The sequence below is a fragment of the Antribacter sp. NEAU-D49 genome (assembly GCF_057158775.1).
The window spans coordinates 43,646-61,405 of the sequence record NZ_JBXTSN010000024.1 but is presented as its reverse complement, the minus strand read 5'-3'; the positions used below and the strand labels follow the sequence as shown (position 1 = coordinate 61,405).

The 17,760-nt window shown below is 70.6% G+C and carries 17 protein-coding genes; 6 read left to right on the top strand and 11 right to left on the bottom strand.

Going from position 1 to position 17,760, the window contains the following annotated elements:
• Positions 1–48: 48 nt before the first annotated feature.
• Positions 49–1,686: an early set domain-containing protein gene (locus AC060K_RS17280; RefSeq protein WP_483764965.1), complete on the bottom strand. Its 1,638-nt coding sequence runs from the start codon at positions 1,684–1,686 to the stop codon at positions 49–51.
• 99 nt (positions 1,687–1,785) lie between these two features.
• Here AC060K_RS17280 and AC060K_RS17275 point away from each other — a divergent pair, with 99 nt between their 5' ends.
• The gene (locus AC060K_RS17275) at positions 1,786–2,226 is read left to right on the top strand and encodes an SRPBCC family protein (RefSeq protein ID WP_483764966.1); all 441 of its coding nucleotides are present in this window, start codon (positions 1,786–1,788) and stop codon (positions 2,224–2,226) included.
• 94 nt (positions 2,227–2,320) lie between these two features.
• Here AC060K_RS17275 and rplI read toward each other — a convergent pair whose 3' ends face one another.
• The 8 genes from rplI to AC060K_RS17235 form a co-directional block, all read right to left on the bottom strand.
• Complete coding sequence (gene rplI, locus AC060K_RS17270; protein WP_483764967.1) at positions 2,321–2,770, bottom strand: 50S ribosomal protein L9; 450 nt, start codon at positions 2,768–2,770, stop codon at positions 2,321–2,323.
• Between the two features lie 20 nt (positions 2,771–2,790).
• Positions 2,791–3,027, bottom strand: coding sequence for a 30S ribosomal protein S18 (gene rpsR / locus AC060K_RS17265; RefSeq protein ID WP_483764968.1), 237 nt, complete (start codon positions 3,025–3,027; stop codon positions 2,791–2,793).
• A gap of 92 nt (positions 3,028–3,119) precedes the next feature.
• A complete protein-coding gene (locus AC060K_RS17260) occupies positions 3,120–3,680 on the bottom strand; it encodes a single-stranded DNA-binding protein (RefSeq protein WP_483764969.1) in 561 nt (186 codons plus the stop codon).
• Between the two features lie 112 nt (positions 3,681–3,792).
• Positions 3,793–4,083 carry a 30S ribosomal protein S6 gene (gene rpsF / locus AC060K_RS17255; protein ID WP_125772676.1) on the bottom strand — a complete coding sequence of 97 codons (291 nt, stop codon included), beginning with the start codon at positions 4,081–4,083 and terminating at the stop codon, positions 3,793–3,795.
• 137 nt (positions 4,084–4,220) lie between these two features.
• Positions 4,221–5,300 (bottom strand): inositol-3-phosphate synthase, encoded by a 1,080-nt coding sequence (locus AC060K_RS17250; RefSeq protein ID WP_483764970.1) that lies wholly within the window; start codon positions 5,298–5,300, stop codon positions 4,221–4,223.
• Positions 5,297–6,004: a PadR family transcriptional regulator gene (locus AC060K_RS17245; RefSeq protein WP_483764971.1), complete on the bottom strand. Its 708-nt coding sequence runs from the start codon at positions 6,002–6,004 to the stop codon at positions 5,297–5,299. Before AC060K_RS17245 ends, AC060K_RS17250 begins: the two co-directional genes overlap by 4 nt.
• Positions 6,005–6,188: 184 nt before the next feature.
• Positions 6,189–8,624, bottom strand: a complete 2,436-nt coding sequence (locus AC060K_RS17240) for a transglycosylase domain-containing protein (RefSeq protein ID WP_483764972.1) — start codon at positions 8,622–8,624, stop codon at positions 6,189–6,191.
• 334 nt (positions 8,625–8,958) lie between these two features.
• Positions 8,959–9,228, bottom strand: coding sequence for a DUF7218 family protein (locus tag AC060K_RS17235; protein WP_483764973.1), 270 nt, complete (start codon positions 9,226–9,228; stop codon positions 8,959–8,961).
• A gap of 273 nt (positions 9,229–9,501) precedes the next feature.
• Here AC060K_RS17235 and AC060K_RS17230 point away from each other — a divergent pair, with 273 nt between their 5' ends.
• The gene (locus tag AC060K_RS17230; protein ID WP_483764974.1) at positions 9,502–11,259 is read left to right on the top strand and encodes a hypothetical protein; all 1,758 of its coding nucleotides are present in this window, start codon (positions 9,502–9,504) and stop codon (positions 11,257–11,259) included.
• Between the two features lie 93 nt (positions 11,260–11,352).
• On the opposite strand, the gene AC060K_RS17225 is transcribed toward AC060K_RS17230, so the two are convergent.
• The gene (locus AC060K_RS17225; protein ID WP_483764975.1) at positions 11,353–12,057 is read right to left on the bottom strand and encodes a DUF305 domain-containing protein; all 705 of its coding nucleotides are present in this window, start codon (positions 12,055–12,057) and stop codon (positions 11,353–11,355) included.
• A 130-nt stretch (positions 12,058–12,187) separates the two neighbouring features.
• Between AC060K_RS17225 and AC060K_RS17220 the strand changes: the two genes are divergently transcribed.
• Positions 12,188–13,648 (top strand): LVIVD repeat-containing protein, encoded by a 1,461-nt coding sequence (locus AC060K_RS17220; RefSeq protein WP_483764976.1) that lies wholly within the window; start codon positions 12,188–12,190, stop codon positions 13,646–13,648.
• Between the two features lie 102 nt (positions 13,649–13,750).
• On the top strand, positions 13,751–14,503 hold the full coding sequence (locus AC060K_RS17215) for a DUF305 domain-containing protein (RefSeq protein WP_483764977.1): 753 nt from the start codon (positions 13,751–13,753) through the stop codon (positions 14,501–14,503).
• Positions 14,504–14,506: 3 nt separating this feature from the next.
• On the opposite strand, the gene AC060K_RS17210 is transcribed toward AC060K_RS17215, so the two are convergent.
• Positions 14,507–15,352: a CPBP family glutamic-type intramembrane protease gene (locus AC060K_RS17210; protein WP_483765096.1), complete on the bottom strand. Its 846-nt coding sequence runs from the start codon at positions 15,350–15,352 to the stop codon at positions 14,507–14,509.
• 139 nt (positions 15,353–15,491) lie between these two features.
• Between AC060K_RS17210 and AC060K_RS17205 the strand changes: the two genes are divergently transcribed.
• The gene (locus AC060K_RS17205) at positions 15,492–16,742 is read left to right on the top strand and encodes a hypothetical protein (RefSeq protein WP_483764978.1); all 1,251 of its coding nucleotides are present in this window, start codon (positions 15,492–15,494) and stop codon (positions 16,740–16,742) included.
• Positions 16,649–17,695 (top strand): S8 family serine peptidase, encoded by a 1,047-nt coding sequence (locus tag AC060K_RS17200; RefSeq protein ID WP_483765097.1) that lies wholly within the window; start codon positions 16,649–16,651, stop codon positions 17,693–17,695. Before AC060K_RS17205 ends, AC060K_RS17200 begins: the two co-directional genes overlap by 94 nt.
• Positions 17,696–17,760: the final 65 nt, after the last annotated feature.

Here is a 17,760-nt window from a genome sequence, read left to right as displayed (position 1 = left end):
ACCGGGCCGCCGGTCTGTGGCCGGGTTCAGCGCACGCGTCGGGCCGGCTCAGCGCACCGTGACCCGGAGCTCCTTGCTGCGGGTGGCGCCCAGCTCGTTGGCGAAGACCACCGTGTAGACGTGCTCGCCGCGCGCCCGGCCGGTGAGGGGGACGTCCACGTGCTGGCTGCCCGGTGTCGCGGCGACAAGATCGCCCGTGGCGACCTCCACGCCGTCCTCGAACAGCGTCCAGGACGTGGCGTTGGTGCCCCACCAGAGGTCGGCGCTCACGGTGTACGCGCCGTCCCTGTCGCCGTTGTCGTGGGAGAGCCGGGGCTGTGCGGGCGCGGCCTCCGTCACGGTGACGGTGTGCGGGGCGCAGGGCGTGACGCCCCGCGCGTTCTCGAGCTCGCAGGTGTACACGTACGTGCCGTTCGGCCGGCCCGTCAGCGGGACGGTGACCGACTGTGCGGCGGGCGAGACGTCGACGAGGTCGCGGGTGGCGACGAGCGCGCCGTTCTCGTAGAGCCGGAACGTCGTCGCGTTCTGGCCCCACCAGAGGTTCGCCGTGAGGGCGTAGGCGCCGCCCCGGATGCCGTCGTACGAGCTGTCGTCCGACAGCCTCGCGACCGCCGGGGCGGTCTTCGGTGCCTCCAGCAGCGTCAGGTCCACGCGGCTGGTACTGCGCTGCCCGGCGTTGTCGGTCGCGACGGCCACCACCCGGTACGTGCCTGCGGGCAGAGCCAGACCGTCGAGGGTGGCGGCCCAGGCGCCGTCGACCACCGGGGCCCGCACCGTCTGGACTGCGGTGCCCCACGTCCCGTCCGCCAGCCGCGGGCGGAGCCGCACGGCCACCTCGGGGCGGTGGAGGCCGTAGTCGTCGGACACCGTGCCCGACACCGTGAACCTGCCCACCACCTGCGCCGAGAGCGCCGGGGCCGCGATCCGCAGCACGGGCGGCGCGTTCACCGCCGCCGGCATCGCCAGCGGGAACGTGGAGGTGAAGTCCTCGCCCTCACGCGTCTTGGTCGCGATCACCTGGGCCGAGCCGGACGGTACCGAGGTGAGGCCGGTGGGCACGTCGAACGCCACGGTGGCGCCCACGGCGACGTCGGCCTCCGCGCTGGTGCCGTAGTCGGTCACCAGCCGGGCGCGTACGGGATGCGGGCCCGGGTTGGTGTAGCCGGCGCCGAGGTGGACCAGCCAGTCCGTGGGCGACACCAGGCTCGTCGCGGTCGCCGTGCCGCCGGGTGGCAGCGTCGCCACGAAGCTGTCGTACGCCACGGTGGTGGCCCGGGGCGTGCCGGACAGGACCGGGGTGGCGAGGACGGTCAGTGTTCCCGTGGTGACGCTCGGGCGGCCGGTCAGGATGCGCAGCTCCTGCGCCTCGCCGGCCTGCAGCGTCACAGGCTCCTTGGACGGTCCGTACGGGGTGTCGAGCTCGACGACGACCGGCTGCCCGGTCAGGTTGTACGCCTTGACGACGAGGACGGCGTCCTCCAGCTCGTCACGCTCCCAGCCGGTCGCCACCTCGACGACGGGCGCGGGCTCGAGCCCGGAGGTCCCGTCGACCGGCGACGACGGCGCGGCCTCCTCGGGGGCGGAGGTGGCCGTCGCCGGCTCGGCCCCCAGGACAGAGGTCGTGATCAGCAGCGTCAGTGACACCGCGGCGAGGGACGTGGACGATCGTGGCTTCGTACGCTGCATCGCCACACCCTAGAACTGTCCTGTTGCGTCCAGATCACGGCGGATGCCCAGTTCGGGGCCGAACGGACGGTGTTGTCCGGTGTGCCCTACGTTGCTCTCATGAACTTCGTCATCGACCACGTCGTAGAGATCGACGCTCCCGCCGGCCTGGTGTGGCAGGTCGTCACGGACCTGCCCCGCTACGGGGAGTGGAACCCCTTCGTCACCGAGTGCACGAGCACCCTCGTCCCGGGCGAGCCCATCGTGATGGTCGTCCAGCTCGGTGAGCCGCGACGGCAGGTCGAGGTGGTCCGGACTCACACACCGGGCAGTGAGCTGAGCTACGGCATGAAGCCCGCGCCCCTCGGTGCCCTGCACAGCACGCGGTCCCACACGATCACAACGAATGGCGACGGGGCCACCCGCTACACGTCGCACTTCGAGCTGGGCGGCTGGGCGCGGGGTCTGGTGGTGTCGCGCCTGGGCGAGCAGCTGAGGACGGGGTTCGCCGGCATGTCTGCCGGGATCAAGGAGCGCGCGGAGGCGCTGCACCGGTCCTGAGGGCCGGGGCGCGACGAAGGCCCGGACCTTTGCAGGGCCGGGCCTTCGCTCGTGGTGCTACCCGACCGCGCGGGCGCTGCTCAGCTGACCGAGGTCAGAGAGCGACGACCTTCACCGCGATCTTCGCCGACACCTCGGGGTGCAGGCGGATGGACACCTTGTAGTCGCCGGTCGTCTTGATGGACTGACCGATCTCGATCTTGCGCTTGTCGACGGACGGGCCGCCGGCCTCGGCGACAGCGCCGGCGATGTCACCGGTCGTCACCTGGCCGAACAGACGGCCGGACTCGCCGGCCTTCGCCTTCACGACCACCGGCTTCGCGGCGAGCGCGTCGGCAGTGGCCTTGGCCTCGTCCAGCGTGGCGATCTCGCGGGCCTTGCGGGCCTTGCGGATCGCGGTCTGCTGGGACTCGGCGCCCTTGGACCACGGGGTGGCCAGGCTGCGCGGAATGAGGTAGTTACGGGCGTACCCGTCCTTGACCTCGACCACGTCGCCGGGCTCACCGAGACCGGTGACCTCGTGGGTCAGGATCAGCTTTGCCATGATTCTCGATCCCTTCCTGGTCAGCGAGCCGACGACGAGTACGGCAGCAGGGCCATCTCACGGGCGTTCTTCACGGCCTTCGCGATCTGACGCTGCTCCTGGACGGAGACGCCGGTGACGCGACGGGCGCGGATCTTGCCGCGGTCGGAGATGAACTTGCGCAGCAGTGCGGTGTCCTTGTAGTCGATCGAGGCGATCTTCGCGGACTTGAGCGGGTTGGTCTTCTTCTTGGGCTTGCGCACCACAGGCTTTGCCATGGTGTTGCTCCTTCTTCAGGGCGGTCCGCTCGCCGGGGCGCGGGGCGCCGTCGGGCTGCGGACTCAAATGTTGATCTGGGGTTAGGTGCCGGTCAGAACGGCGGTTCGTCCGAGAACGACCCGCCTGACGACGCGGGGCCAGCCGTGGCCCACGGGTCGTCGTTGCTCTGCCCGCCACCGGACGAGCTGAATCCTCCACCGAAGCCGCCGCCGGCGTTCCCGCCGGCGTTGCCGCCGCCCGAGAAGTTGCCGCCACCGCCGCCTCCGCCGAAGCCGCCGCCACCCTGACGCTGGGTCCGGGTGACCTTGGCCGACGCATAGCGCAGGGACGGACCGATCTCGTCCACCTGCAGCTCGACGACAGTGCGCTTCTCGCCCTCGCGGGTCTCGTAGGAGCGCTGCACCAGACGGCCCTGCACGATGACGCGCGTGCCCTTGGTCAGCGACTCCGCGACGTTCTCGGCAGCCTCGCGCCAGAGCGAGCAGCGCATGAACAGGGTCTCCCCGTCCTTCCACTCGTTGCTCTGGCGGTCGAAGGTGCGCGGCGTCGACGCCACCGTGAAGTTGGCCACCGCCGCACCCGCAGGGGTGAAGCGCAGCTCCGGGTCTCCGGTCAGGTTCCCGACCACCGTGATGACGGTCTCACCAGCCATGCCAATTCCTCGATTCTCGTCGTCGACGCTTGCTGTGTCCGTGGTTGTGAGGGAATCCCACCACGAGCCACCGACACGCGCGCCTCAGGGGCGCGGATTCAGCTCACGCGGCTCAGCGGACGCCGGTGCGCAGGATCTTGGTCCGCAGGACGACCTCGTTGAGGCCGAGCTGACGGTCCAGCTCCTTCGCGGTGTCCGCGGTGGCGGTGAAGTCGACCACGGCGTAGATGCCCTCGGACTTCTTCGCGATGTCGAACGCCAGGCGGCGACGACCCCAGATGTCCACCTTGTCGACGGTGCCACCCTCGGTCGTGATGACCGACAGGTACTTGTCGAGCGACGGGGCAACGGTGCGCTCCTCGACCTCCGGGTCAAGGATCACCATCAGTTCGTACTGACGCATGTTGACAACCCACCTCCTCTGGTCTCAGCGGCCACGGTCGTTCCGTGGCAGGAGGGTTACGTGCGTGGGGGGGGGTGGGCACACAACGCCCCCCCCCCCCCCCCCCCCCCCCACCAGTCTACCGGAGGATCTACGGTCTACCGCTCCACGTCCCCGCGGATGAAGGCCTCCAGCTGGGCGCGGCCGGCGGTGTCCTCCATCTGCACGGGCGGCGACTTCATGAAGTATGTCGACGCGGACAGGATGGGGCCGCCCGCGCCGCGGTCCTTCGCGATCTTCGCGGCACGCACGGCGTCGATGATGATGCCGGCCGAGTTGGGCGAGTCCCACACCTCGAGCTTGTACTCCAGGTTCAGCGGCACCTCGCCGAACGCGCGGCCCTCGAGGCGCACGTAGGCCCACTTGCGGTCGTCCAGCCAGGCGACGTAGTCGGACGGCCCGATGTGCACGTTGCGCGCGCCCAGGTCGTGCTCGAGGTTCGACGTGACAGCCTGCGTCTTGGAGATCTTCTTCGACTCGAGGCGGTCCCGCTCCAGCATGTTCTTGAAGTCCATGTTGCCGCCGACGTTGAGCTGGTAGGTGCGGTCCAGCACCACGCCGCGGTCCTCGAAGAGCTTGGCCAGCACGCGGTGCGTGATCGTGGCGCCCACCTGGGACTTGATGTCGTCGCCGACGATCGGCACGCCGGCGTCCTCGAACTTCTTGGCCCACTCGGGGTCTGACGCGATGAAGACCGGCAGGGCGTTGACGAACGCCACGCCGGCGTCGATGGCGCACTGCGCGTAGAACTTCGCGGCGACCTCGGAACCCACGGGCAGGTAGCAGACGAGCACGTCCGCACGAGCCTCGCGGAGGGCGGCGACGATGTCGACCGGCTCCGCGTCGGACTCCTCGATGGTCTCGCGGTAGTACTTGCCCAGGCCGTCGTGGGTGACGCCGCGCTGGACGGTCACGCCGAGCGGCGGCACGTCCGCGATCTTGATGGTGTTGTTCTCGGACGCGTTGATCGCGTCGGAGAGGTCGAAGCCGACCTTCTTCGCGTCGACGTCGAACGCCGCGACGAACTCCAGGCTCGACACGTGGTAGTCGCCGAACTGCACGTGCATGAGGCCCGGGACGGTACCGGCGGGGTCGGCGTCACGGTAGTAGTGCACGCCCTGCACCAGGGACGACGCGCAGTTGCCTACGCCGACGATGGCGACGCGGATGGAGGTCATCCTCGCTCCTTCTCGTTCGTGCCGGGGTGAGGAGCACCCTCGGCGGGGTGTGTTTCGTGGTCCCCGCCGGCCGTGCGTGACGGCCCGGACGTGGGTGTGGTGCTGCTGGCCCGTGCGCGGGCGCGTGCTCCGACGCGTCCCCGCTCGGTGGTGATGAGGCTGTCGAGCCAGCGCACCTCGCGCTCGACCTTCTCGAGTCCGTAGCGCTGCAGCTCGAGCGTGTACTCGTCGAGACGCGCACGCGTGCGCGTCGCGGACTCCTTGACCGCTTCCAGCCGCTCCGTGAGCCGGGTGCGCCGGCCCTCCAGGATGCGGAGGCGGGTCTCGGCGTCGGTCTGCGCGAAGAGCGCGAACCGGACGTCGAAGTTCTCGTCCTCCCAGGCCGCGGGGCCGGAGGTGGCCAGGACGGTCTGGAGGTGCTCCTTGCCCTCGGCGGTCAGCTCGTACACGATCCGGCCGCGCCGGCCGGCCAGGGGCGGGGGTGGCGGCGTCGTCCTGCCCGACGCCGGGCTCTCGCCCTCCGTCGTGACGATGAGGCGGCGCGTCACCAGGCTCTTGAGGGCCGGGTAGAGGCTGCCGTAGGAGAACGCGCGGAACGAGCCGAGGAGGAGGTTGAGCCGCTTGCGCAGCTCGTAGCCGTGGAGCGGCGCCTCGCTGAGCAGCCCGAGGATGGCGGTCTCGAGCACGTCCGACCTGCTGCGCACGACGACTCCTTCCCCTCGGTGCCCGGGGCCATCGCGCGAACTCTGCGGGAATGACCTATCGAGTCGATACATCGTGAGGATAGGACGGGCATGAACAGGACGCAACGCGGAGTGAACGCGGGATGAACGAGAGGAGCCCGGTTCACGAAGGTGAACCGGGCTCCTGGGTACTGCGGGCGGCCTGCTACGGGAGGATTCCGCCGCCGCCGTTGCCGCCGCCGTTCCCGCCACCCGGCAGGGAGACGGTCGGGCTCGGAGACGGTTGCGGCTCCTCGCCTGGTCCGGCACCGACCACCAGCGTCACGATGCTGTTCCGGTCCACCTCGGTGTCGGCGCCCGGTTGCATGGACATGACCTTGCCCTTGTCCGCCTCGGAGCTCGGCACGGTCGAGAAGGCCGGCGTCAGCTGGTACTCGCGGCTCGTGAGCCTGTTGGTGGCGTCCCGCTGGGTCATCCCCACCACGTTCGGGACCCGGACCTTGTTCTGGGTGGCCGGGCCGCTGGAGACCGTCACCGGGATGTTCGCACCCGGGCCCACCATCTGGCCGGCGTTGTCGACCTGGATCACGGTGCCCTTGGGCTCGTTCGACTCCTGGAGTCGCTCCTGCGCGCGCAGGCCCAGCTGCTGGAGGCGCTCACGGACCTCCTCGATCGGCTTGCCCACGAGGTCGCCCGGGACTTGGACCCCTTCCTGCGTCGGGGTCGGCGAGGGCGTCGGGCTCGGGGAGGCGGAGGGCTTGGGGAGCTTGTACTCCGGGAACTCCTTGATCTCCTGGCCCTCCATGGCGATCTTCATGTAGGCGGTCCACGCCTCCACCGGCCACGTACCACCGGTGATCGCCTTGCCGGCCCACTTGCCGAACGGGGTGATGTCCTCGTTCTTCTCCTCGGGGTTGTCCGGGTTGTACTGGGACAGACCCACGACCGTCACGAGCTGGGGCGTGTAGCCGGCGAACCAGGCCGACTTGTTCTCGCTCGCGGTACCGGTCTTGCCGGCCGCGGGCCGGCCGAGGTCGCGCGCCGGCTTGCCCGAGCCCTTCTCCACGACCTGGGTCATGGCGTAGGTCGTGGCGTTGGCGATCTCGGGGTTCACCACAGGGTTGTTCTCCACCGTGACGTCGTACACGGGAGTGTCGCGGAGGTCGGTCACCTTCTGGATGATGTACGGGTCGCGCTCCACGCCGCTCGCGGCGATCGTCGCGTAGGCGTGGGTGAGGTCGATGTTGCGTACCGCCGCCGAGCCCAGCACGTTGGAGAGGACCGGCTGGATCGTCTCCGCGCACGTGCCGGCGATGCACGTCTCCTCCGGGATGCCGAGACGGTAGCCCACCTCGGCGGTCTTCTCTGCCCCGATCTCGACGTTGAGCGCCACGTAGGCGGTGTTGATCGAGTCCTGCGTCGCCTTGATGAGGTCGACCTGCCCGTAGTCCGCGTCCGCGAAGTTCGTGACCGCCCGGTCGGGGTCTCCCGGTCCGTTGTTGTAGCCCTTGATCACGATGTCGTCGTTGCCGTCGTACTGCTTGCGGATCGAGATGCCCTCCTCGAGACCGCCGATGAGGGTGAACGGCTTGAACGTGGAGCCACCCTGCGCGAGCGTGACCGTCGCGGCGTTGGTGGGATGAGACAGGTAGTCCGGGCCGCCGTAGATCGACCTGATCGCCCCTGTGGCCGGGTCGATCGACGTCAGGGACGCGCGGGTGAGGGGGTTCGCGTCGGCAGGCAGGGCCATCGTCGCCATCGCCGCGTCCATGAGGCGCTTGTCGATCGTGGTGTAGACCTTGTACCCGTTGGTCATCAGCTTGTCCTGCGAGACCTGTGCCCTGGACGCGAGCTCCGCCTCGACCATGTCCAGCAGGTAACCGGTGTAGCCGGACTTGCTGTTGGCATTCTGGAGGGGCTGCGGCTCGGGGAAGACCGCCGCGGCCTTCTCCTCCGGCGTGATGACGCCCTGCTCGGCCATGAACCGGATCGAGCGTTCCCAGCGTTCGATCCCCCAGGCGCGGCTGAACTCGGGGTCGTTCTTGCCGTCCCACTGGTTGGGGGACGGGATGATGCCGATGAGGAAAGCGACCTGGTTGTAGTTGAGGGCAGCCGCGTCGATCCCGAAGTACGCCTGCGAGGCAGCCTGGATGCCGTACGCCTTGCGGCCGAAGTAGATCGAGTTGATGTACCGCTCGATGATCTCTTCCTTGTCCTGCGCCTGTGTCACCTTGTAGGCCAGGATCACCTCGCGGACCTTGTCCTTGTAGGTGGGACCGCTGCCGTAGTACGCCTCGACGTACTGCTGCGTGAGCGTCGACCCGCCCTGCTGCGCTCCGCCCGTGACGTTGTTGAGGAAGGCGCGCACGATACCCATCGGGTCCACGCCGCTGTTCGTCCAGAACGTCTGGTCCTCGGACGCGACGAGCGTGCTGGTGATGAGGTCCCAGTTCGGAAGCTGTTCCTTGGTGAGGATGATGCGGTCGAGCGCCGCGAACTCGCCCATCACGGAGTTGTCCGCGTAATAGACGGTCGTGGTCTGGTTACCCACGTCCTCACCCTGCTCGGGGATCACCGTGCTCGTGTAGCCCATGAACAGCACGCCGGTGGCCAGCGACACCCCCGTGAGGATGGTGCCCACGACGATTCGCCAGGAGGGTACCCACGCGCGCCATCCCCGCCGGTAGGGGCGGGGGTAATTCCAGAACCTCTGACGCCGGCGCGGGACCTGCGGAGGAATGCTCCAGTTCGCCACGTCCTGCTTCTCCTCTTCGTCGGTCTCTTCGGGTCCGCAGCCGAGGCGACGGCTCGAAGAGCGCGCTCAAGGTACAGCGGACCATCCGAAACAATAGGGGGTCCGTCTGTGGGAGAGGCATCCTGGCGGCGAAGAAGAGGGCCGTCTGCGCGGTTCCTGCCAGGTCCGCTCAGGCCCCTGCCCCCTGCTTCACACAATCCACACAGCCCGGCGGGCCGCGTCAGTGGTTCCGGAGCGCGTCGACGAGGTCGTCCTTCTTCATGCGCGAACGGCCCTCCACGCCCACCTCGGCGGCCTTCTTGCGGAGGTCGGCCACGCTCCAGTCCTCGTAGGCCGGCGACTTGCCGCCCTTCTTCCCGACGCTGCTGCGGCCTCGTGCTGCGGCCGCGTTCGCGATCCGTGCGGACTTCTCCTTGCTGTTTCCCTCCTCGCGGAGCTCTTCGTAGAGCTCGGGGTCCTTCACGCTCGGTCCCGGTGAACGTCGCGGCATCGTGGTCTCCTTCCGTGAGGGCAGGTGCTTCCACGGTCGCTCCCGGCCCGCGTGGTCGCAACTACCGGGTGAACTCCGGCGCATTACTGAAATGTGATCAATAAGAGGCCCTGGAGCCGTTCCCTTCCCGGGGCGTGGTGAGTACGTTCGGTCCTCAGAGATTCCCGGTACCCCGGGTATCAGGAGTCCCGCCAGAGTCGGCGGGCTCCGGCGCCTCCTCGCGCCGGACGTACCTGCACCGCGGCGATGGCGCCGCGACGAGAGGACGGAAAGATGGCGTACCACGCCAACGCAGCCACATACCGCCCGAGACCCGCGGCGACCGCCCTGAGCATCGCCGGGCTCGCGCTCCTGACCCTCGCCATGGTCGTGCTCGTGGGCTTTCTCCTGATCTACAACGGGCAGCTCGCCTCCGGGGCCGCCCGGCTCGACTCCGGGGCGGGCGACCTCGACGCGGGGGCGGCCAAGGTCGCCGACGGCGCCGACGAGGTGTCCGACGGCGCCGGCCGGCTCGCCGACGGCGCCGGCACGCTGGCCGAGGGAGCCGGTGACCTCACCGCAGGGACGGCGAAGCTCAGCACAGGAGCCTGGGAGCTCGACGGGGGCGCCCAGACGGCGCTCGCCGGCTCCCAGCAGCTCGCGGACGGCACCGCACAGCTCCGGGCAGGCGCCCTCAAGATCGCCGACGGCACCGCCGAGACAGCCGCCGACGTCCGCGACCTCGCCGACGGGTCGACCCGCCTCGCTGACGGGACGGAGACGCTCGTCGCCGGAGCAGGCCAGCTCTACGGCGGCGCGGTAGAGCTCCAGGGCGGGGTGGACCGCCTCGCGGCCAAGGGGCCGGAGCTCGCCGCGGGAGCGGACGCCCTCGCCGCAGGAGCGGTGCAGCTCGCCGGCGGGCTCGACCGCCTGGCGGCCGGGACGGCTGCCGTCGCCGAGGGGGCCGCGAACGCCGACGCGAAGGCCGGCGAGCTCGCGGCCGGTGCGCACGGCGTCGCCGAAGGCGCGGACAAGATCGTGGCCGGGGTGGATGTGGTTGATGAGGGCCTCGCGCTCGTCGCTGCGGGCGCGAACCAGGTCGCCCCGGGAACGGCCGGCGTGGCCGACGGCAACGCTGCACTGGCCGCGAACCTCTCGGAGCTCGCCGCGGCCACGCCGGACGGCGAGCTGAAGGTCCAGCTCCAGACGCTCGCGGACCAGGCCGCGAACCTCGCGCAGGCCGCCGCAGTGACGGCGGCCGGGGCGACGCGCGTTCAGGCAGGAGCGAACGGCCTGCTCGCCGGGATCCGTGACGAGAAGCAGGGCCTCGTCGTCGGTGCGGCCACGCTGCGTACGAGTGCGCACGGCCTCGCGGCCGGGGCCGACACGTTTGCCGTCGGCCTGGACAAGCTCGTCGTCGGCTCGGCCGAGGCTCGGGCAGGGGCCGCTGAGGCGCGCGCCGGGGCGGTTCGCCTCAAGAACGGCTCGGCCCAGCTCGACGCGGGGGCCGCCGAGCTGGCGGCCGGCGCGCCGCGGCTGCAGGCCGGTGCCCAGCAGGTCGCCGGTGGTCTGGTCACCCTGCAGGGCGGACTAGGCCAGGTAGACGCCGGGGCCGTCGAGATCCGCGACCGGGTCGTCCCCAAGGTGGGCAGGTCGCAGCAGCTGGCCGACGGAGCGGACACCCTCGCCGTGAAGCTCGGCGAGGCCGAGGCGGGCGCTCTCCAGCTCAGCACCGGGCTGAGCACGCTCGCCGAGGGGACCGGCACCCTGGCGGAGGGTGTCGTGACGCTCGACGCCGGCGCGCAGAAGCTGTCGGCCGGAGCGGGCGACCTGGCCGACGGCGCCGGCGACCTCGCCGACGGGAGCGGCGACCTCGCCGAGGGCGCGGTCACGCTGGCTGCGGGGACGGGCACGCTCGTCGACGGGACGGGCACCCTGAGGGCCTCGGCCGGGACCGGCGCGGCGGGGGTCGTGCCGCCGGCGGGCGGCGCGCTCGCCGTCATCGGCCTGCTGGCGGCCGGTCTGGGCCTCGCGCTCCGCCGCCGGGCCTGAGCTTCCCAGCACCACCCGCACCCGCCGAGACAGTGCCTTCGTCGGACGAAGGCACTGTCTCGGCGTGACGTCCGTGCTCGGCCGGCGGCGCCCTCACATCCCCGCGAGGAGGTCCTCCATGCGGGCGATCTCCGCCGCCTGCCCCGCCGCGGTCTCGTCCGCCATCTCCCCGGCGTAGAGGTCGGCCCCTTCGGCGATCACCGTGTGCGCCATCTCGACGGCCCCGCGGTGGTGGCGGATCATCAGCTCGAGGAACGCCCGGTCGAACGCGGCGCCGGTCGCCGCGGCCAGGTCGTCCAGCTCCTCCGGGGACACCGCGCCGGGCATCTCCGCGTGGCCGTGCCCGTCCGACGGCGTCCGCGGCCCGGTCCCGTCGGCCACCTCCGCGGAGACGGGGACGGGCAGGCCGCGGGCCTCGAGCCAGGCGGCAAGAGCGTGGATCTCGCCCGCCTGGGCGCCCTCGATGCGCTCGGCGAACGTCCGCACCTGCTCCGACGCCGCCCGGTCGGGCGCCAGCGCCGCCATCTCCAGGGCCTGCGCGTGGTGGTCGATCATGACCGTCACGAAGTCGACGTCCGCGTCGTTCCACTCGCTGTACGGGTCGTCCACACCGTCGAAGTCCTCGGGCGCCACGGTCCTGGCGGCCTCGCCGGGTCTCCCCGGCTGCACGACGACGGAGCTCGGCTCCGAGGTCACGTCACCCTGGGCGGTGCACGCCCCGGTCAGGGCGACGGTGCCCAGCAGAGTGAGGGACAGGGCCGGGACGAGCCGCCGGCGTCGGGCCACAGGGGAGCGCACGAATCCATCCTTCCGGATTGAATGTCACTACTGTGTTAAATATCGCCTAAAGCTCTTTTCCTCAGGCAACTCGCAGACGAGACTCGCCGGACACTACCAAGGAGGTGTGACGCCTGTGCGTCGTTCAACCATGAGATCCGGAGTCGCCGGGGGGACGCTGACCGCTGCCCTGCTCGTCGGGTCCTTCGCCGTCGCCGCCCCGGGCTTCGCCGAGCCCGGCGACAGCTCGGACGGCTCAGCCGCCGAGGCCATCGCAGCCCTCGACGACTCGGCGGTCCTGCCGCTCCTCGACCAGCCGGGCGACGTCGCCTCGGCGAACATCGAGCTGCTCGCCACCATTCCGAAGAACGGGGCGTTCGCCCCCGAGGGGCAGTACAGCTCCGACCTCGCCTTCTCCGGCGACTACGCCTACGCCGGCAACTACGGCGGGTTCACCGTCTACGACATCAGCGACCCCACCGCGCCGGTCCAGGCGGTCCAGGTCGTGTGCCCGGGCTCGCAGAACGACATCTCGGTCTACAAGGACCTGCTGGTCCTGTCCACGGACTCCTCCCGGTCCGACGACTCGTGCGCAAGCACCTCGCAGAGCGCCGCGATCAAGGACTCGTGGGAGGGCCTGAAGATCTTCGACATCTCCGACCCGCTCAACCCGGTCTACGTGTCGGCCGTCGAGACCGCGTGCGGCTCGCACACCCACACGCTGGCCCCGACCCGCAACGGCCAGACGCTTTACGCGTACGTGTCCTCGTACAGCCCGAGCGCCGCCGCGCCCGACTGCCAGCCGCCGCACGACCTCATCTCGATCGTGAAGATCCCGGTGAAGGACCCCGCCTCGGCGTCGGTCGTCGCCACCCCGGTGCTCTTCCCGGACGGCGGCCACCCGGGCGGCCCCAACGAGCAGGGTTTCAACACGTCCGCGACGAGCGGCTGCCACGACATCACCGCGTACCCGGAGAAGGACATCGCCGCCGGCGCGTGCATGGGCGACGGCATCATCATGGACATCTCCGACCGGGAGAACCCCGTGGTGATCGACTCCGTCCGCGACACCACGAACTTCGCGTTCTGGCACTCGGCGACGTTCAACAACGACGCCACCAAGGTGGTCTTCACCGACGAGCTGGGCGGAGGCGGCGGTGCCACCTGCAACCCGACCGTCGGGTCCACGCGCGGGGCCAACGGCATCTACGACCTCACCGGCGGCCAGCTCGAGTTCAAGAGCTACTACAAGATCCCGCGCACCAACACGAACACCGAGAACTGCGTGGCCCACAACGGCTCGCTGATCCCGGTCAAGGGTCGCGACATCATGGTGCAGGCCTGGTACCAGGGCGGCATCTCGGTGTACGACTTCACCGACTCGGAGAACCCGGTCGAGCTGGCGTGGTTCGACCGCGGCCCGCTGTCCACCGAGCGGCTGATCCTCGGCGGCAGCTGGTCGGCGTACTACTACAACGGCTACGTGTTCTCGAACGACATCCAGAAGGGCTTCGACGTCCTCGAGATCTCCGACGAGATCGTGCCGAAGCAGAAGCCGAACATGTGGAACCGCGAGTTCAACCCGCAGCTGCAGGAGAAGTTCCACTCCTGACCTGCGGACCGACGAGCCGAGGGACGGCGCCGGGCACGGGGTTTCCCGTACTTCTTGCCCGGTGTCTTCCCTCGGCTTGACCGTTGTGCGACGCTTCCGCACGTGACCACTCACCCGGACCTGGACGTCGAGGCGCCCGAGCCGCAGCCGGAGCCGCAGCCCGAGCCGCCGCCCGCACCGCTCTGGCGGCGCCGGCTCAAGGCCGTCCTGATCGTCCTCGCCCTCGGCGTGGCGCTGAACGCCGGGCTCTACCTCTGGCTCGGCGTGAGCGTCCCGGCTCGCCAGGAGGCAGCGGGCTACTCGGAGTCGGACGCCATCTACGCAGACGTCATGCTGGTGCACCATGCGCAGGCCATCGAGCTCGCCTCCCTGGCCCCCGGCCGCACCGAGGACGGCGAGATCCTGGCGACGGCCGACGAGATCACCGAGGTGTCGTCGGCCCGGATCGAGGAGCTGGGCGCCTGGATGCGGGAGCGCGGCATCCCGGTGCCCGACGCCGCGTCGTCGGCCCTCGCGCTCGCCGCCGAAGAGGCGCCCGAGGATGGCTCCGGACCCCGCGCGGCCGGCGAGGGCGGGCACGAGCACGGGGCGAACGCCCCGCCGCACGGCATGCTGACGCCCGAGCAGGTCGAGGTCATCGCCGGGCTGGAGGGCACGCTGTTCGAGCTGCACCTGCTCGATGGGCTGATCCGGCACCACGACGGGGCGGTGACCCTGGCGGGGGACGAGATCTACGCGGGCGAGGACGACGAGCTGGTCGCGCTGGCCGAGGCCGAGAAGACCGAGACCGAGGCGCAGCTGGAGACGCTGCGTGAGCTGCTCGGGCCCAAGATGTTCGCCAAGACGAACCCGTAGCCGCTACCTCGGCGCGGTGACGAAGATGTCGAAGAGGTGCGGGTGGTGCCCGTGCACCAGCACCATGAACACGACGACGTCGAACAGCAGGTGAACCGTCACGACGTACGCCAGGTCCTTGAACTTCGCGAAGATCCAGCCCTGGACCAGCGCGAAGGGGATCGTGAGGAGCGGTCCCCACTCGCGGTAGCCGAGCTCCCACAAGAACGACACGAAGATCGCCGCCTGGAGGAAGTTCGCCGTCCACAGACCGAAGTGCTTGCGGAAGAGCGCGAAGGCGACGCAGACGAAGAACAGCTCGTCCCAGATCCCGACGGCGTTGACGCCGACCAGCAGCCGCCAGATGTCCTGCGAGCCGTCGAGGTCCGGCCAGTTCAGGTAGGCGCCCGAGCCGAGGAAGTAGAACGGCAGGATCAGGTAGCCCACCGCCACCACGATCAGCAGGTAGGTCCACTGCCCGCGGCCCCACCGACGACCCGTGATCAGCGGGAACTGGATCGTGTCCTGGTGGAACACGTACCGGGACAGGGCCCAGGGGACCACCACGGACGCGATGAGCACCACGGCGAACCGGCGGATGCCCTCGTCGGAGAGGTCCGCCTCCAGGGAGATCGTGGAGATGATCCCCAGACCCACGCCGATCAGCGCCAGGTCCCGCCCGAGCGCTCGGTCCACCACCAGGCCCAGCAGGATCCCGGCCACCAGCGGCACGTAGGCGACCGGGCGCACGTGCACCGCGAAGAGGAGCACCGCCGACGCCGAGACGAGCACGGCGGCGGTCAGGCGCAGGGCGGGCACTGCCGGATGGCGGAGCGTCGTCGCGTCGGTCACGGGAGCACCCTCCCACATGGTGGCGAGCATGTGTGATGACGGATTTCCGCCACCCCGGAGGGGGTCGTCGTGCTATCGCTCGTTACACGGCGGTGCCACGGTGTGCGACACCACACTGCCGTGGAGCGCGGCAGGACAGACACCTGTGAGGTTCAACGTGCAACCACCCGTCCGCAAGGCCGCGTCGGCGGCCTGCGCCGCCGTCGTGACGGTCGGCGCCCTCCTTCTCCCCGGACTGCCGGCGACGGCCGACGTCGAGGCGACCACGGCGTCGTCGGGCACCGACAAGCTCGGGGCGCACGACCGGGCCGTCATCGCCCAGGCCCAGCGCGAGTACCAGCGCCAGGCGCGCACCCGCTCGCTCGAGACCCTTCCCGACACGGACATCGTGATGCCGGCCGCGCACACCGTCGTGATCGCGACCGACCCGGGCCGCACCGCGGAGGCAGCGGCCCAGATCGAGGCGCTCGGCGCGTTCGTCACGAGGACCGACGACGCCCTGGGCTACGTCAAGGCGAGCGTGCCGTTCACGGCGGTCGAGGACGTGCTCGCCCTCGACGCCGTCCTGGCCGTCGACGCGGAGGAGATCCTCGCGCTCGAGGACGTCTCCGTGTCGCCGGAGAGCATCGCGGCGGCCGCCGCCGCGGCGGCCCCCGTGCCGGCTCCGGCTCCGGGCGCGACGACGCCGGACGCGAACCCGTACCTGCCGACGCAGGACACGGGGTCCACCCGGTTCAAGGCCGAGCACCCGGCGTACGACGGCCGCGGCACCACGATCGGCATCCTCGACTCCGGCGTGGACCCGACACACCCGGCGCTGGCGACGACGTCGACCGGGGAGCCCAAGCTCGTCGGCTCGAGCGTGGCCGTGGACCCGACCGACTTCCTGTCGCTCATCCTGGACGGCACGTGGCAGCTCACCACGAACAACGTCCCGACGGGGCGCGAGACCCACTCGTACAGCTTCACCTACCAGGGGCAGCGGCACACCGAGGTCTACACGCTGCCGGACGACTCCGGGTCGGGCTTCAAGTTCGGTCGCAAGCTGCAGACCCTGCCGGACGGCTCCGAGACCCCTCTCGCGACCCTGATCGACCCGGTCACCGAGACGGTCTGGGTCGACACGGACCACGACCTCGACTTCACCGACGCGCCGGGAATGCAGGAGTTCGACGTCTCGGGCGACGTCGGCCACCGGACCGAGGACGACCCGGCGACCGCGGTGTCCGAGGCGATCCCGTACACCGTCCAGGTCGACACCGTGCGTCTCGCGGGCGTCATCAACTACACGCTCGCGAACCTGAACTACCCGACATCGTCGCCCCCGGCGGCGCGATCGCGTCGTACCCGGCGTACCTCCCGACGTCCGCGATCGGCTACTCGCTGCCCGCCGGGTACTCGCTGCTGAACGGCACGTCGATGGCGGCACCGCAGGCAGCGGGCGCCGCGGCGCTCCTCGTGGGCGCGGCCCGCGCGAACGGCACCGAGCTCTCGGCCGCCGAGCTGCGCACCGCGATCTACTCGTCCGCCGCCCCGATCAAGGGCGTGGACGCCGTGGCCCAGGGCCGCGGCCTGTTCGACGTGCCCATGGCGTGGGAGTACATCTCCTCGAAGGGCCTCGGCACCTCGGGGATCATCATCGAGACCGACGTGTGCACGCCGCTCGCGGGGCAGCTCCTCGTGCCGTTCCGCGGCCCGGGCGTGTTCTCCTCGTGCGCGCCGTCGGCCGGTGGCCTCGCCCCGGGCGAGTCCCGCACCTACGAGCTGACCGTGACCCGCACGGGCGGCGACGAGGGCAGGACGCCGGTCCAGGTCCGACTCGCGGGCGACGACGTGTTCTCCGCGCCGCGCCTGGTGTTCCTCGCCAAGGGAGTGCCGACGACGATCGAGGTGGACGCCACCGCGGTGCCCGTCGGCGTCTCGTCGGCCGTGCTGACCATCGACGACCCGAAGACCCCGGCCGTCGACAACCACACGATGCTCGCGGTCGAGGCCGGGGCGGACCTGGCCGAGCCGTACGTGGTCTCGGGCACGGTGAGCCGCAACGGCACCACCCACTACACGGTCGTGGTCCCCGAGGGGGCGACGTACCTCGACGTGGCGCTGAGCGGGGTCGCCGAGGGCGACCAGGTGCGCTGGTGGGCCTTCTCGCCCACCGGAGTCTCGGCGGAGTCCGCGACGCAGGGCACGCTCGACTGCTACACGAGCTACTCCGACGCGACGGTCTGCGACCCGTTCGCGCGCACCTACGGGCTGCCGAACAAGCCGGTCGTCCCGGGCGTGTGGGAGCTCGTCGTGGAGGGCCGTCGCACGACGCCCGAGCTCTGGAGCGGGTTCACGCTGACGGCGTCGGTGCGCTGACCCGCCCCTAGGTGCCCCACGCCGGGTGGTCGCCTTCCCGGAAGGCGACCACCCTGGCGTGGTCA

Excerpts from the sequence above, each read along its gene's own strand:
- AC060K_RS17210 (WP_483765096.1), bottom strand. The coding sequence starts at position 15,352 with ATGTGGGAGGGTGCTCCCGTGACCGACGCGACGACGCTCCGCCATCCG.
- AC060K_RS17235 (WP_483764973.1), bottom strand. The coding sequence starts at position 9,228 with ATGCCGCGACGTTCACCGGGACCGAGCGTGAAGGACCCCGAGCTCTAC.
- AC060K_RS17250 (WP_483764970.1), bottom strand. The coding sequence starts at position 5,300 with ATGACCTCCATCCGCGTCGCCATCGTCGGCGTAGGCAACTGCGCGTCG.
- rpsF (WP_125772676.1), bottom strand. The coding sequence starts at position 4,083 with ATGCGTCAGTACGAACTGATGGTGATCCTTGACCCGGAGGTCGAGGAG.
- AC060K_RS17230 (WP_483764974.1), top strand. The coding sequence starts at position 9,502 with ATGGCGTACCACGCCAACGCAGCCACATACCGCCCGAGACCCGCGGCG.
- AC060K_RS17220 (WP_483764976.1), top strand. The coding sequence starts at position 12,188 with ATGAGATCCGGAGTCGCCGGGGGGACGCTGACCGCTGCCCTGCTCGTC.
- AC060K_RS17260 (WP_483764969.1), bottom strand. The coding sequence starts at position 3,680 with ATGGCTGGTGAGACCGTCATCACGGTGGTCGGGAACCTGACCGGAGAC.
- rplI (WP_483764967.1), bottom strand. The coding sequence starts at position 2,770 with ATGGCAAAGCTGATCCTGACCCACGAGGTCACCGGTCTCGGTGAGCCC.
- AC060K_RS17280 (WP_483764965.1), bottom strand. The coding sequence starts at position 1,686 with ATGCAGCGTACGAAGCCACGATCGTCCACGTCCCTCGCCGCGGTGTCA.
- rpsR (WP_483764968.1), bottom strand. The coding sequence starts at position 3,027 with ATGGCAAAGCCTGTGGTGCGCAAGCCCAAGAAGAAGACCAACCCGCTC.
- AC060K_RS17275 (WP_483764966.1), top strand. The coding sequence starts at position 1,786 with ATGAACTTCGTCATCGACCACGTCGTAGAGATCGACGCTCCCGCCGGC.